This window comes from Arthrobacter sp. YAF17 (genome assembly GCF_052113365.1).
GTDB lineage: Bacteria > Actinomycetota > Actinomycetes > Actinomycetales > Micrococcaceae > Arthrobacter.
Genome location: NZ_JBFRDB010000001.1, coordinates 196,773 through 211,236, shown reverse-complemented (window position 1 = coordinate 211,236; position 14,464 = coordinate 196,773). Strand labels below are relative to the sequence as shown.

Here is a 14,464-nt window from a genome sequence, read left to right as displayed (position 1 = left end):
TTGCGCGTGGATCATGGGGGAAATCTTCCGAAGCGACGCGCGGTCCTTGCCGCGGGTGTCGGCTCTGCGGTGCTGACCGCGTATTCGCTAGCCGGCGCCTGCCAGAGCCTTGTGTGGAATCCGCTGGCGGCAGTCCCCGGCGCCACTCTTGGCGAAATCTATGCAGCCATGGACGCCGCCGGCGAGACCCTGGGCGCGCCGCGTGTGATCGCCTGGAGTGCGGTCGGGGTGGCCTTGGCAGTTGTCGGCCTGATCGGCACGATCCTTGAACGAGCCCCGCGCGCGCGTCACGTGGTCGCCGGTTATCTGGCATTGCTGGTCCTCGCGGCCCCGTCCCACATGTTCGTGGCGTTTACGGGCGGGATGGGAATTGCTGATGCGTTTGCCACGTCGGGCGGCGATCATGCCCCGTGGGGCGGAATGCTGTATCTGGCAAGCGGACTCGCGTTGTTGGCCCTCCTGGCGCTGGCACTCTTGCGACCTGCCGGGTGGCGGGAGAAGCTCCGTGCCTGAGGCTCTGGCGGCCGGTCCCGGGCACCCCGCCCGCCGCCGTCGCCTCCGGTTCCGGGAGCTCCTGCCGGTGTGCGGCATCCTGTTGGCTTCCGGGGTGTCGGGTTGCGCATCCAGCACCTCCGGGGGCGGGGCGCCGCCTTGTTTCCCGCCGGCATTTTCCGTGGCACCGTCGAGCGCGAAACCGGGCGACCGGGTCACGGTGACGGCGCCGGACGCCGCCTGCAACCCGCGCTATGGCCAGGACGCCCGGATCCAGGTGACCATGACCGACGCCACAGGCGTGGAAGTGTTGACCGCGACCGCCCCGATGAACGACGCCGGCAGCTTCAGCTACGGTTTTGACGTACCGGCCGGGACCGCCGCCGGCGAGGCAGCCATAACAGCGATGCCCTTCAACATCGATTGGTGCGATGACACCGGCAGGAACAACCGGGTTGCCGGTGCGGCCGTCACCCTTGAAAGGGTGTCCTGCGTGCTACCCACGAAGCCGTTGACCATCACGCGGTAGGTTCAGTCGGTCGGGGTGCGTGGAACTGACACCTGCCATCGCCGGGACGCTCGGGAGTGCCGCCCAGACGCAAGCTGGAAAGTATCACCCGACGTCTCTACGCGGCCACGGGATGTCGCTTGGCGGCAAGTTTACGGGTCTTGGCTTGGTGTCTCAGTGTGCGGCGGTGGTTGCTGGTTTCGGCGATCGGACCAACTGCCTGCCCGGCAGACGGAGCAGTTCTGGTGCGGGGTGGACCGGTGCGCCGTGGAGGGGCCAGTTTTGTCTCCGGTAACGGTGGCGCAGCGGACTGATAGGTGTGGCCGGTGGGCGTCTGGATCTCGAGTGTGTGCCGGGGTCCCGGCCGGTGTCGGACCTTCCAGCCGGAGGCTTCCTTGGTGTGGTTGCAGGCTTCGCAGAGCCCGGCGCCGTTGGCGCCGGGAGCAGTGTAGAGCCGGCGAAGCCAGACGCTAAGGTCACGGTCGTCGTCGGCGGTGTCCGTGGCCTTGTCCGTTCCCTCTGCTCGTGCCCGGCCGGCGCCTATTCCTGCCACGCCGCCGCCTGGTCCGGTTCCGTGCTTTGGGTCCTGGCGGGCGCCGGCCGATTTTCCTCCACGTTTGAGTAGTTCCCGGGCCCAGCCGGCGGGGACGATCCCGTAGCCCGGGAGGCGGGCGGGTTCGATGTCGCCCTGGAACAGGGTGCGGTCGGTCACGACGAGCTGGATCTCGATCCCGGTGATCCCGCCGGGAGTGCCGGTGGTTCGCTCAACAAGGGAGTCCGCCATGAGCTGGCCGCGGGTCCGGGGGTCCCCGGCGGAACGCAGGGAGTCGGCGTGCCGGGTCAGGGCCGCGTGCATCGCGACACCGGCCGAGACGGGGAGCAGGGCGGTGAAGTAGCACATGGTGTCCGGGGCCGGGCGGATGCTGACGTGCCGTTCGGTGGCGGCGTGGCTGGAACGCTGGGTGACCGTGCGTGGGTCCCGCCGGTAGGCTGCCGCCCTGGCCGCGGCGATGATGGCCCGGTCCCCGGCGCCGTCGAACGTCCCGGCGTCGGCGACCAGCTCCTCGTCCACCCCGGCACGGTCGGCGCCGGACAGGCAGGCAGTCTCGCGCACCAGAATCGTCGCGCGCCATTCGTTGAGCTTTCCTTTATCCAGCGCGGCAAGAGTGCGAGGCATCTCCGTAACAAGCGCCTTGGCCAACCCCAGGAGCCTGCTGCCCTTGGCCGGGGATTCCCGCCGGGCCAGGGCGACCTGCGCGCCCACCCCGGCCCCGAGCTCGGCCGCGGGCATCCCGGCGTCGGACTGTTCACGACGCTGGAGCAGATCGAAGGCGACGGACAGGCGGGCCTGCGACGCGGCCGCGGCGGACTTCGCGTCCTCGAGTTCCCGGATTTGGTTGATCAGCCCGACACTGTCTCGTGCGGGCCGGACAGCGGCCAGCGCCCGGACCACATCCGCGACCGTCGCCGTGCCAGCTGCTGCCGAAGCCTCGTCGGGCCCAAGATTGCCGTCCATGGAATCAGGCTATCGGTCACCTGCGACAATTTTCGGCCGTCCGCACGCCCTCAAATTTCCTGCTGGTCGCTGGCTGTTGGGACCCTTGGGGCGCCGCTCCATGCGTCTTGAATCACTCACCTGAACGGGACTATGTGGGAGGCCGGGAGCGAAGCCGCCAAGCAAGGATCAGCAGCACCAGGCCAGCCGGGACAAGGCCCAACGACACGTAGACGAACGTCCGTTCAACGAGTGTTGGGGCCACGATCTGGCTGAACAGTTCCGAACCCACGGCAGGATCCACATCCAGGCCAAGGTCTTCGAGGTGCATGTACCGGGCAAAGGACACTGCACGCACGGCAAAGGCGACCGCTATGCCGATGGCAATCAGGACGATTCCCAGCATGAACCTTATCTGGCTGCGGTTGAACAAGCTTTCCCCCAGAGGACCTCGACCAGCGCTGACACCCGGAGTCTAACTGCCCTCGCCGCCTGATCCCCCGCGCAGCGTACCCGCGGCCGGGCGGCTCAGCTGTTCTGCAGGTCCGAGTGGTGTTCTGCGACCACATTGGGGTGGGCCCGGAGCCGGTAGCGGAGGGCATTGTCTCCATAGGTTTCAAGGATCGGGCTGTTCGTCGGATCGACGGACAGCCCGCGGGCCTTGGCCTGGAACTCCGGGCTCACGGCAAGCTGCGGCATGGTCGCATCCAGCGCCGGGTTGAAGAAGAACGGAAGGGAAACCCGGTCAGTGCCGCGCAAAGGCGAGATCACCCGGTGCAGCGTCGCTTTGAGGTAGCCGTTCGTTGCCAGTTCGAGCATTTCGCCGATATTGACCACGAAAGTTCCCGGCACCTGGGGGGCGTCGATCCATTGCCCCTGGTACTCAACCTGGAGTCCACCCTTCCCCGGCTCCACGAGCAGCAGTGTCAGGACCCCGCCGTCGCGGTGAGAACCAACGCCCTGTTTGGGCTCCGGGTTGGACTCCCCCGGATACCGAACAATCTTGAGCAGCGGGAAGGCCCGTGCGGCGAAGGCCGCATCAAAGGTGTCTTCCGGCGCGCCCAGGGAGACCGCCAGTGCCCGCAGGAGCGTCAGCGAGATGGTACTCAGCCGTTCGGTCCATTCGGAGACAATCTCCCGCATTTCGGGCAGGGCGTCCGGCCACAGATTGGGTCCTTCCAGACGCCAGTAGTCAGCGACGCCGGGACCCGGCTCCACGGCCGAACGTTCGACGCCGATGTCGATCTGTTCGCGCCAGTCAACTGCACCGTCCGTGAGCTCGCCGCCGACCCTGGTGTAACCACGGAACTGCGGGCTGTGCACGTTCTCCACCGCGAGCTTTTGCTTTTCGGGCAGCTCAAAGAAGCGTCGGGACACATCGAGCATGGAATCCGTCAGCTCCTGCGGGATCCCGTGACCGGACAGGTAGAGGAACCCCACCTCGTGCATGGCGTCGCGCAGGTCGTTCCGGAACCGCGTGGCTTCCTCCGGGCCGGCACTCAGGCGGGAGAAGTCCAGGACGGGCAATGATTCGAGTGGCAATCTATTAGTCCTTTTCAATGAACTTGGCAAGTCGGGGACCGTAATAGCTTCAATGTTACGGACCTGGCCGCGCCGGACGGCATTCTTATGTCGAATTAAGACATTCCACCCCTGTGTTCACCGCGCGATCCCGGCAACAGTCCAGACGGACCTGCCGGCCGGACGGTGCGTCCGGGCCGAGCGCCGGGAGCGTCGACGAATGACATACTCGGCCACCGCGAGGTTGATCACCCAGGACGCTGCCATCAGCAGGGCCCGGACCACCTCGCCCGGCACGCCCACGAGGAGCAACCAGCCGGAGATAACAAGGGCCTGGGTTCCGGCGCCGACGCCAATGGCATAGCCGCGCGTCATCCACTCGCCGTGCCGGACGAGATCCCGGCGCCGGATCGCGACGATCCCGAGGATGAGGCTGACGAGCATTGCCGAGCCAAAGAACAGCCGGATGGGGACGTCGGTGGTTCCATCCGGGAGCGCGTAGAACGCCGACATCCAAAGGCCGGAGAGCGCTGCGAGCAGGCCGGCGGGGATGAGGACACTTCCGGCGATGCGGTGCCAGCTGTTCCTGCCCCTCAGGCCGGGCAGGAACTGGAATGCGCCAAGCAGGCTGTAGATGGTGACGCTGACAATGTGGACCACCACGGGGACAGGCGAGGCAAAGAACCGTGCGTTCTGCGGCGTGATGGCAGCCCCCCCGGTCAACTCCGTCAGCCGCGCCGCCCCGGCAATCACTGGAATGAGGCTCAGGAGAATCAAGGCTGCCGGCACTGGCCACTGCGGCCCGGGACGCCTGATGGCCTGGAGGGCGACACTGGGTTTTGTTGTCATGGCCGGGTCCTCAATTCTGTGGGTGTACGGCGTACACTAATGGGAATCACGGTAGGTGTACGGGGTACACTTGTCAAGAGCGGACCGCTAGGGAAAGGTTGTCGGATGACTCAGCAGCTGGAGGCCACCCGCCGCACTCCCCTGAACCGGGACCGGGTGCTGCGGGCCGCCGTTGCACTCGCTGATGAAGTGGGCTTTGAGTCGCTCAGCATGCGCAGGCTCGCCGAAGAGCTGGGCGTGGTGCCAATGGCGCTCTACAAGCACGTAGCAAACAAAGAAGAACTTCTTGACGGGATGGTCGCCACCCTCATCGGCGAGATCGATCCCCCGGTGCCCGATGCGGATTGGAAGAGCGCCGTCCGGTTGCGGGTACTCTCGGCGAGGCGGGCGCTGCAGCGGCACCCGTGGGCCCGTCAGGCAGTTGAATCCCGCACCAACAAGACGCCTGCCGTCCTTGACTACATGGAATCATTCACGGGCATGTTCCTGGCCGGCGGCTTCTCGGCTGACCTTACGCACCATGTGATGCATGCCATCGGCGGCCGCATGTGGGGCTTCACCCAGGAACTGTTCGACGACCCGGCGGGAACGACGGCGGAGTCCCCGGCAGAGGTGTCGCCGGAAGCCCAGGCGGCGATGTTCCAGCAGATGGCCGCGCGGTATCCGAACATCGTGGCGATCGCCACCTCGACGCCCCACGACGAGGGTTCGGTCGTCGGGCACGGCTGCGACGACCAGTTTGAGTTCGAATTTGCCCTTGATCTGCTCCTGGACGGCTTTGAGCGGCTGCACGTGCAGGGCTGGTCCTCGATGCGGGCGAAGCGTGACCGCGTCAAGGCCGCAGACCAGCAAGGCGCGCCCTTGCCTGAATAGGGACTTCGGAGGAGGATGTGCGCACACTCCAGGAGGCCCCTCATGAACACGCTTGGCAAGTTCGAGAAGTACCTGATCGAGGAATTCTTCGACGATTTCCGCGCCGGTGCCATGAGCCAGCGCACCTTCACGCGCCGGGTGGCCTTTATCACCGGCAGCATGGCCGGGGCGTCGGCCGCGATGTTGCTGGTGGGCTGCACACCCGAGGAAGTCCCGCGCAGCACCGATCCCATGCCCACACCTGGCACCCCGTCGTCGGCCGCGGGAAACGGCGCCGCTTCCGCCGGCCCGGTGGCGGGGGCCAAGAGCCCCCTCTCTGTTCCTGAGGGCACCCCGGGCATCGCGACGGAAACGGTGAGATTCCCGGCCGGCGGAACAGACGTCAGTGCCTACCTCGCCCGGCCGGAATCGGGCGCACCCGGCCCGGCAGTCCTGATCTGCCACGAGAACCGCGGGCTGACCCCGCACATCGAGGATGTGGCACGCCGCTTTGCCAAGGCCGGCTACGCGGCCCTGGCGCTGGACCTGCTGAGCAGGGAAGGTGGCACGGCCACGATGGACCGCGACGCCGTCCCCGGAGCACTGACGGCAGCCGGCGCCCAACGCCATGTCGCGGACTTCTCCACTGCTTTCGACTACCTGCAGTCCAAGGACTACGTCGACAGCGACCGGATCGCCATGACCGGATACTGCTTCGGCGGGGGCATCACCTGGCAGGCCGCGACGGAGCTTACCGGCCTGAAGGCGACCGCGGCGTTTTACGGGCCCTCCCCCGATCTGGAAAAGGTTCCAGCGATCAAGCCGGCGGTCTTCGGCGTCTACGCCGAACTGGATCAACGGATCACCGGTGCCCTGCCCGCGCTGCGGGATGCCTTGGCCGCCACGGACGTCCGCCACCAGCTCACGGTCTATCCCGGCGTCGACCATGCGTTCCACAACGACACCGGACCGCGTTACGTCGAGGCCCAGGCCACCGCGGCCTGGAACGACACGCTGGCCTGGTTCGCCCGGTACGTCTGAGCATGCTCTGGCGGCACGCTGACGTCGACGGGGAGCCGAAGCGGCGGTTCCGGCTCACGGCACCGGACGCAGCGGGCGTACTGGCTAAGGGTGCGCTCCGTTTCCGTACCACTGCAGGACCCGCAGCGCCCTCAGGGTGTTCCAGCGGCTCGGCCGGCCGTCACCGTCTTCCAGCTCGAAGTGGATTTTCCCGGGATGCGTGTTTTCCAGCGGCCAGGCGCCGTTCGGCAGTCGCTTGGACCGGAGCAGCTCGATTGCCTCGGCCAACCGCGGGTCGGGCGGACCACCTGCGGACCGGAAGTATTCCAGGGCGCGGAGCACGTCGTAGTGCCAGCGGGTGGGAAAGGTGAACTCCAGCCAGGCCGGGTCAATTACTTCACCCGTGCTCTTGCGCCGAAACAGCCCGCGTTCGAGCAGATACTCCTCGCCCCGCCGCCGGGCAGCGATGGATTCCGCGGAGCCGCCGGTTGCCTGCTCGTGCGCCAGCAGCCCCTCCAGCACGTTGATCGTCGTCGCGACCGATGAAACCACTGCGCCATACTCTGCCCAGCAGTTCCACCCGCCGTCGTTGAGCTGCTCACTGACAAGCCGGGCAACCACGCCGTCGACCTCCTGGCCGAAGTAGGCTCCCAGCCCAACGGTCATGCCGTTGATGCAAGGCTCGACTTCGCCGCTGAAATAGGGCTGCCCGCCCTCCTCCCAACGACAGTTGTCGCGCACCAGCGCCACGGTCCGGCGCATCTGGTCGCTCGCCGGGTCGACGCCGAAGTCACGCAACTGCAGGAGGCTGTACGTGGTGGCCGTCCAGGGCTGGCTCCCGTCGTCGGGCGCGTCGTGCCCACCGGCTTCCGCCTGGCCGTCCGGGACGCCGGCCTCCGCTGAAGGTCCGGCGTCTGGATCGCCGCCTCGCCCGGGGAAATACGCGCCCTGCGCCCACTGACCGTCCTCACCGCGCAACGCCAGCAGGCGGGCGCCCCAGCCTTCGGTGGCCACCCTCGCTCGCTCGGCGGTAACGACGTCGGCCGGGGCGCCGGCGAGGTCCCGCAGCACCTGCCATCGAACGGAAGGATCAGAATCCAGCAGCCAGTCCAGTACGGTCATGCCGCGATTGTAGTGCCCGCGGCCAGTCGGTCACAGACCCAGTCCGGCCTGCGGGAACGAACTAGCCTTCGCAGTCAATACAGTAGGCGTGACCGTTCTTCTCGCGCGCTATCTGCGAGCGGTGCCGGACCAGGAAACAGGAGTAACAGGTAAATTCGTCGTTCGCTTGCGGGATGACCTGGACGGTCAGCTCCTCGGCAACAATTTCCCCGCCCGGGACCATCGCACCGTCCAGCGAATCCGCCTCATCCAACTCACGCACCACACTGCGGGCGTCGGGGGCGTTCGCAGACTGCAGGGCCTCGAGGGACCTCTCCTGCGATTCCTTGACGTCGGAACGAACTTCATCGTAATCGGTTGCCACGGGGGTGATTCTCTCTTCTTCGGATTGCTCGGATAGGTATTCAACAGACAGGACTGCTCCAGTATTCCCTCCCCGCGATGAACTTCCGGTCAGGACCCTGCGTGGGACCGCCCTCCGGTCCACCGTGACACCCCATTTATTTGTACAATCGATAGAGTTAAGCTTCGATTGGCAGAGTTTCTTGGGGGAAATTATGAACAAAGCGCAAAGGCGCGCGCATGTGGAGCCGCCTTGCCGGGAGTGCGGCTCGAGGGTCATTCCGATCTGGAAGGACGAACGCCCAATTGCTTCCAGCCAGCCCGACTGGCGGGTGACTGCCCGGCAATGCAGCCGCCAGGCGTGCCGCTTCAACAATTCCGGGAATTGGCCCGGACCCTGACACGCCGGCGGGCAGCGTCACCGCAAGCTCAACGCTCGGCGCACAATTGCCTGAATACATCCACGGCTGTACTTTTGGTGCATGGAATCCCTCACGCACGCGCCGGTGCTGGCGCGGTTCGGCTACGCCGTGTCCGACCCGACCCGGGCACGGATTCTGCTCGCCCTAGCCCAGGGCCCGGCCTATCCTTCAGACCTCGCCGATTCCCTCGAAGTCTCCCGGCAGAGCATGTCCAACCATCTGACCTGCCTGCGGGGCTGCGGCCTGGTGGTTGCGGTTCCGGATGGCCGGCGGAACCGGTACGAGCTGGCCGACGCGCGGCTGGGCCACGCCATCGGCGACCTGCTCGGCGTCGTCCTCGCCGTTGACCCCGCCTGCTGCGCACCCGACGGGACGTGCCTGGCATGACGGCGCTTCGGCTGGAGCCGAAGCCGGCCCGGCACGCCGTCCTGAGCCGGCGCATCCGGCTGTTCGCCGCTGCGACCATCAGCTACAACGTCATTGAAGCCGCCGCCGCCCTCTGGGCCGGCGGAATCGCCGACTCCTCCGCACTCATCGGCTTCGGCCTGGATTCGGTGATCGAGGTGGCGTCCGCCGTTGCCCTGTCGTGGCAGTTCTCCGCCAAGGATCCGGAACACCGCGAACACCTCACCCTCCGGATCATCGCGATCTCCTTCTTCGCCCTCGCCGCCTTTGTCACCGTCGACTCTGTTACCTCACTGGTCGGCGGCGGTGAGGCCAGGCATTCGACGCCGGGCATCATCATTGCGGCGGTCAGCCTCGCCATTATGCCCGTGCTGTCCTGGCTGCAGCGGCGGGCCGGCCGGGAGCTCGGCTCACGGACGGCCGTGGCCGACTCCAAACAGACCCTGCTCTGCACTTACCTCTCCGGGGTGCTGCTGCTCGGCCTCGTGCTGAACAGCACGCTGGGCTGGTGGTGGGCGGACGCCGGCGCGGCGCTGGTCATTGCCGCGATCGCAGTCCGCGAAGGCATCAACGCATGGAAGGGCGATGCCTGCTGTGCCGTGCCCCATCCGTTGGATGCAGCGGAGCCGGACGACGACGGCGACTGCTGCGGCGACTGCGCTCCCCCTGCCGCACCCTCACTTCCGAACGAACCCGACACCCACCGCGACCACGAAAGCAGTCCGCACAGATGACACAGACCACGCTAGAACCCAACCCGGCCCCGAGTGACCCAGCGAAAAAGGTGCGCCTGGTTCTCTGGATCCTGATGGGGGTAGTCGTCGCGGCCGGCCTTCTCTGGTACGCGGTCTTCTCCTTGAACAAGCCTGCCCCGGCGGCCCCGCAGCCGGCGGCCAATGCTCAGCTGGTCCGCGAGGACAGCCACCGGCTGACCTCACCCGCCGTCGAGAAGGCCCAGTTGGTCGAGTTCCTGGACTTCGAATGCGAATCCTGCCGCGCTGCCCATCCGCTCGTCGAGGAACTGAAGGAGGAGTACGGCGACCGCATCACCTTCGTGAACCGCTACTTCCCCCTCCCCGGCCACCGGAACTCGGGGACTGCCGCTTTGGCCGTTGAAGCGTCCGCGCAGCAGGGCAAGTACCGGGAGATGACAGCGAAGCTGTTCGAAACCCAGACCGAGTGGGGCGGAAAGCAGGATTCCCAGGCACCCGTGGTCCGCGGCTACGCGGAGGAACTGGGACTGGACCTGGCCAGGTATGACGCCGCAGTGGCAGATGAAAAGACCAGGGAACGTATCCGGAAGGATGTCGTGGACGGGACAGCACTGGGGGTCAAGGGCACGCCCACGTTCTTCCTGAACGGTAAGAAGCTGGTGCTGAACACGGAGGCTGAGTTCCGCCAGATGCTCACCGACGCCGCCCGGTAGGCGCTGTTAGAACGCGGGAACCGTGAACCCGACACCGAGCAGGCCGCGGCCCGCCTGTTCCAGGATCGGATCCCTGCTCAGGGTGGGATGGCTGAGCAAAACGTTCACGTCGCGCTGGATCCGCTGAAGGGGATGCGAAAGCCGCTGGGCACTCCCTCCTGATCCCGTCATCACAAGACGGACCGCCTCCGCGGACGCTTCCCCGCTGAGCGCGAGGGACAGCCGATACTGGGCGCGCTGCTCGTCCATCAGCATTGAAGGCCGACGTTTGTGCGAGGCAGAGACAACCCGGACAGCTTCTTCCCAGTGCAGCCTCGCGGTGACCACCAGCCCGTAAGCCTGCGCGAAGCGGGCCTGCGCGAGCGGCGAATCCGCCTGGCGGCCCTCCAACGTGTTCTTTACCTTGCGCACCCGCATCTGCTGCCGGAACAGATCGACGGCGTGTTCGGCAGCACCCAGGGCGGCGGAGGGTGCCACCAGGTTCAGCAGCGCGGCCATGGGGGTATGGATGATGGGATCACGGTGGATAAGGCTCCCGGGGTTGTCCGCCGCGCCGAGAAGAGCCCAGTCCAGCGTTCGGCGCTCCGGGACAAACAACTTCTCCGCCCGGATGTCATTACTGCCCGTCCCCCTCAGTCCGGCGGTGTGCCAGACGTCCAGCGCTTCGACGTCGGAAATCGGGACAAGGCACTGCAATCGCGTTTCGTTGTGCTGCGCAGCCAGCAGGGCCCACCCGGAATGCATCACGCCTGAGGCGAAGCTCCACGTACCCGAAATGGCGTAACCGCCCGGGATTTTCTCCGCCACCCCCACCGGGGCCCCGGTGGCAGCCGCCAGGGGAATTGGCCCGTCCGCGAAGACTTCATCCTGGACCTCCTGCGGCCAACGTGCCAGCATCCAGACGTGCTCGATCAGGTGCCCAACGGTCCAGGCGGTGGAGGCGCAGCCCCGGGCAAGCCGGCGGACGACCTCCGCGTACGTTTCCACACCCATGCCATATCCGCCGACAGCCTTCGGAGAAAGCAGGTGGAAGGCCCCGGCGTCCCTCAGCTCCGCCATGGTGGATTCGGGAATTCGGCGAATGTGCTCCGTTTCCTCGGCCCGCCCCCTCAGCCGGGCCGTGAGCGCGTCAATCCGGCCGAGCATGTCGTCATGGGTGGGGACGGCGGCGGCGGGCGCCGCACTGCCCATGGCCGGTGCGGCGGCCAGGGGCTCGCCGGTGCCGGCTTCGGGCCGGGACCCGACGGCGTCCGGGAGGTCGAGGGTGTGGGCGGTATGGTCGCGTTTCGCAGTCAGGTAACGGTGATTGGCCTGGGACAAGTGCACTCCGGTGGGGAGCTGCACAGTGACGTCGATGCCGAGGCCCGTGAGCTGGGCCGCCTTGTCCGGATTGTTGCTGAGCAGGCGGACACTCGTGACGCCGAGGGCGCCAAGCATTTGTGCTGCGGCGGCGTATTCCCGCTCGTCCTCGCCATGGCCGAGGGCAAGGTTCGCCTCGTACGTGTCCAGTCCGGCGTCCTGGAGGGCATAGGCGTCGAGTTTGGCGTAGAGGCCGATGCCGCGGCCCTCCTGGCGGAGGTAGAGCAGGAACCCTCCGGCGGCGGCTATCTGCTCAACGGCCTCCCGCAACTGTGGTCCGCAATCGCAGCGCTCGCTGCCGAACACGTCGCCGGTGAGGCATTCGCTGTGGAGGCGGACCAGTGGCGCCTGCCCCTCCGTGGCATGATGCAACAGCGTTTGCTCCCATTCGCCCAATGCGAGCAATAGGTGCTCCTTGCCGTCGGCCAGGCCGCGGAACGTCAATACTTCGGCGGTGGCGGCATAGCCGTCCGGAAAGCGGAGCGGAACAGTCACCTGGCTGCGCACTGTTGCCGGGGCGGCGCCAAGCGCCGGCGCGACGGTCCATACGGTCACGACAGGTCCAGCAGGGGCAAGGGCATGTTCATCCAATCGCACAAGTACTTGAAGATTCAAGTTAAAAGTTAGTGGCAGGATGTGTGCGTTGCAAGTGATGTGACGCGGTCAAAGCGTATGTGCCGCGCGGCGGGTTGGCGGCATGGCAGGCGGCTTGCATGGCCTCGCCGTCGGGCTTGCCAATACCCTATTGCAGGGATGCAGTCAGGCGTGCCAGGTTGTCGAACACTTTTTGGGACACTGGCCGGCGGAGCCAGTCCTCGAGTTGCAGCTCCAGGCTGTTGGCCCGGTACTGGTCTTCGACCTCACGAATCGAGTCCACAAAACCGCGCCCATGCACCAGTACGGAGACTTCCATGTTGAGGCTGAAGGACCGGACATCCATGTTGCTGGACCCAATCACCGCCACCTCCTCATCGATGGTGAAGTGCTTCGAGTGCAGTACCTGCGGGGCCCGGTACAAGTAGATCCTGACGCCGGCGCGGAGCAGCGCCTCGTAGTAGGAACGCTGCGCGTGGTACACCAAGCTCTGGTCACCGACCTCGGACACAAAGAGATCGACGCGGAGGCCCCGCGCTGCGGCCGTGACAATAGCCATCAGGATGGATTCGTCCGGCACAAAGTAGGGACTCGTGATGCTGACACGGCGTTCGGCTTTGTGGATGAGCGTGGTGTAAAGCTTCAGGTTGTTGTCGTTGTCAAAGCTGGGACCGCTGGGCAGGACCTGCGCATCTACGAGCACAGAACCCTGGCTGTGGACGATCGAACCGTACTCCAGCGGCAGGATGATGTCCGTTTCGCTGTACCAGTCCGTCGCGAACACCGCATCCAGCTCGCGGACAGCTGGCCCTTCGAGGCGCATCATCAGCTCGTGCCACCTGAGCCCGCGTTTCAGGTTGCTCTTCTTGTTGTAGCTGGCGTCGATCAGGTTCTGGGATCCGGTGAATCCAACGCGGCCATCGACGACGACGATCTTCCGGTGATTGCGCAGGTCCGGCCGCTGCCACTCGCCCCGCCACGGCCGCACGGGCAGCATCGGGTGGTATTCCGCCCCCACGTCCTGAAGGTACTTGATGGTTTCCTTCCGGGCCGGGAACATGAGGCCCGCCAAGTGATCAGAGAGCACCCGCACGTCAACGCCGCGTTCCCGGGCCCGGGCCAGCGCCTGTAAAAACGGTTCCGTGGTCGGATCGAGGGCAAGAATGTAGAACTCAACGTGTACATAGCTGACCGCCTCGTCGATCTCCGCGATCATGGCATCGAAGGTGCCGTTGTAGTCGGGCAGGAGCTCTGCGCTGTTGCCCGAAACCATGGGCAGCGCCCCCAGGTTGCTGTTCAACGTCACTGCCGAATGCAACCACGCCGGCCAGTCATGTCCGTTGCTGATGAGCGGGCTCCCCTTCGTCCGCGCCAGGACCAGTTCATTGACCTCACGTTGCTTGTCGCGGCGGACTTTGGGCAGTTTCGCGTACCCCACAAAGAAAAATGCGATGGCACCGAGTAACGGTATGAAAATAATGGCGAGCACCCAGGCGATTGCCGAGGAAGGGCGTCGATTCACCGACACAAGGACAGCCGCGACGGCCACGAGGAAGATATGGACCGCCAGCAGGAGTGCAGCGACAGCCTCGGGATCCTGGAAGAATCCGCGCACGGTTACCTAAGGCCCTTCGACGCTGCACACGTCAGACCAGCACCCGGCTCTTGATTCTTTCAAACTCGTCTGCGTTGATGGTTCCTGCGTCCAGGAGCGCCTTGGCCCGGGAAATCTCCTCGCTGGGGCTCGCGGCGGCCAGGGTGCGGATGTAGGGATCGGCGTCGTCCTGGTCCCGCCGGGCCCGCTTCACGGAACGCTCGGCCATCCCGTCACCGCGGGCAGCCAGATACACGAGCAGTGTCACGAAGGGCAGGAAGCAGAGGAACAAGATCCAGACGGCCTTCCACCAGCCGCTCAGGCCGTGATCGCGAAAGAGGTCGCCGATGATCGCGAATATCCCAAACAGGTAGGCAACGAAGACACTCGCGGTGAAGAACCACCAGAAGATGTCCCAAAAGTTCTCCCAGAAACTCATCTGGCTGCCCTGCTTTCCACTATT

At 66.0% G+C, this 14,464-nt stretch carries 16 protein-coding genes; 7 read left to right on the top strand and 9 right to left on the bottom strand.

The window, feature by feature from the left end:
- Positions 1-6 precede the first annotated feature (6 nt).
- Together AB4Y67_RS01035 and AB4Y67_RS01030 are read left to right on the top strand one after the other, a co-directional pair.
- A complete protein-coding gene (locus tag AB4Y67_RS01035) occupies positions 7-513 on the top strand; it encodes a hypothetical protein (protein ID WP_441403964.1) in 507 nt (168 codons plus the stop codon).
- Positions 514-673: 160 nt separating this feature from the next.
- Positions 674-1,021, top strand: coding sequence for a hypothetical protein (locus AB4Y67_RS01030; protein ID WP_441403963.1), 348 nt, complete (start codon positions 674-676; stop codon positions 1,019-1,021).
- 97 nt (positions 1,022-1,118) lie between these two features.
- Here AB4Y67_RS01030 and AB4Y67_RS01025 read toward each other — a convergent pair whose 3' ends face one another.
- From AB4Y67_RS01025 to AB4Y67_RS01010, 4 genes are all read right to left on the bottom strand, one after another.
- Positions 1,119-2,516 (bottom strand): DUF222 domain-containing protein, encoded by a 1,398-nt coding sequence (locus AB4Y67_RS01025; RefSeq protein WP_441403962.1) that lies wholly within the window; start codon positions 2,514-2,516, stop codon positions 1,119-1,121.
- Between the two features lie 130 nt (positions 2,517-2,646).
- A complete protein-coding gene (locus tag AB4Y67_RS01020) occupies positions 2,647-2,901 on the bottom strand; it encodes a hypothetical protein (protein WP_441403961.1) in 255 nt (84 codons plus the stop codon).
- A gap of 122 nt (positions 2,902-3,023) precedes the next feature.
- Positions 3,024-4,037 (bottom strand): isopenicillin N synthase family dioxygenase, encoded by a 1,014-nt coding sequence (locus AB4Y67_RS01015; protein ID WP_441403960.1) that lies wholly within the window; start codon positions 4,035-4,037, stop codon positions 3,024-3,026.
- A gap of 117 nt (positions 4,038-4,154) precedes the next feature.
- Positions 4,155-4,865: a DUF2306 domain-containing protein gene (locus tag AB4Y67_RS01010; RefSeq protein WP_441403959.1), complete on the bottom strand. Its 711-nt coding sequence runs from the start codon at positions 4,863-4,865 to the stop codon at positions 4,155-4,157.
- Between the two features lie 105 nt (positions 4,866-4,970).
- On the opposite strand from AB4Y67_RS01010, the gene AB4Y67_RS01005 reads away from it, so the two are divergent.
- On the top strand, positions 4,971-5,738 hold the full coding sequence (locus tag AB4Y67_RS01005) for a TetR/AcrR family transcriptional regulator (protein WP_441403958.1): 768 nt from the start codon (positions 4,971-4,973) through the stop codon (positions 5,736-5,738).
- A gap of 42 nt (positions 5,739-5,780) precedes the next feature.
- Complete coding sequence (locus tag AB4Y67_RS01000; RefSeq protein ID WP_441403957.1) at positions 5,781-6,758, top strand: dienelactone hydrolase family protein; 978 nt, start codon at positions 5,781-5,783, stop codon at positions 6,756-6,758.
- 84 nt (positions 6,759-6,842) lie between these two features.
- Here AB4Y67_RS01000 and AB4Y67_RS00995 read toward each other — a convergent pair whose 3' ends face one another.
- A complete protein-coding gene (locus AB4Y67_RS00995; RefSeq protein WP_441403956.1) occupies positions 6,843-7,859 on the bottom strand; it encodes a hypothetical protein in 1,017 nt (338 codons plus the stop codon).
- 61 nt (positions 7,860-7,920) lie between these two features.
- Positions 7,921-8,223 carry a DUF4193 domain-containing protein gene (locus AB4Y67_RS00990; protein ID WP_441403955.1) on the bottom strand — a complete coding sequence of 101 codons (303 nt, stop codon included), beginning with the start codon at positions 8,221-8,223 and terminating at the stop codon, positions 7,921-7,923.
- A gap of 460 nt (positions 8,224-8,683) precedes the next feature.
- On the opposite strand from AB4Y67_RS00990, the gene AB4Y67_RS00985 reads away from it, so the two are divergent.
- The 3 genes from AB4Y67_RS00985 to AB4Y67_RS00975 are packed head-to-tail and all read left to right on the top strand — an operon-like array spanning position 8,684 to position 10,454.
- Positions 8,684-9,010, top strand: a complete 327-nt coding sequence (locus AB4Y67_RS00985; protein ID WP_441403954.1) for an ArsR/SmtB family transcription factor — start codon at positions 8,684-8,686, stop codon at positions 9,008-9,010.
- Entirely contained in the window at positions 9,007-9,762 is a 756-nt protein-coding gene (locus tag AB4Y67_RS00980; protein WP_441403953.1) for a cation transporter, read from the top strand. Before AB4Y67_RS00985 ends, AB4Y67_RS00980 begins: the two co-directional genes overlap by 4 nt.
- A complete protein-coding gene (locus AB4Y67_RS00975; protein ID WP_441403952.1) occupies positions 9,759-10,454 on the top strand; it encodes a DsbA family protein in 696 nt (231 codons plus the stop codon). The genes AB4Y67_RS00980 and AB4Y67_RS00975 overlap by 4 nt, the downstream gene beginning before the upstream one ends.
- 6 nt (positions 10,455-10,460) lie before the next feature.
- Here AB4Y67_RS00975 and ribA read toward each other — a convergent pair whose 3' ends face one another.
- The 3 genes from ribA to AB4Y67_RS00960 form a co-directional block, all read right to left on the bottom strand.
- Positions 10,461-12,368, bottom strand: a complete 1,908-nt coding sequence (gene ribA, locus AB4Y67_RS00970) for a GTP cyclohydrolase II RibA (RefSeq protein WP_441403951.1) — start codon at positions 12,366-12,368, stop codon at positions 10,461-10,463.
- A 187-nt stretch (positions 12,369-12,555) separates the two neighbouring features.
- Complete coding sequence (cls, locus tag AB4Y67_RS00965; RefSeq protein WP_441403950.1) at positions 12,556-14,022, bottom strand: cardiolipin synthase; 1,467 nt, start codon at positions 14,020-14,022, stop codon at positions 12,556-12,558.
- 31 nt (positions 14,023-14,053) lie between these two features.
- Positions 14,054-14,440, bottom strand: a complete 387-nt coding sequence (locus AB4Y67_RS00960) for an SHOCT domain-containing protein (protein WP_441403949.1) — start codon at positions 14,438-14,440, stop codon at positions 14,054-14,056.
- Positions 14,441-14,464 lie beyond the last annotated feature (24 nt).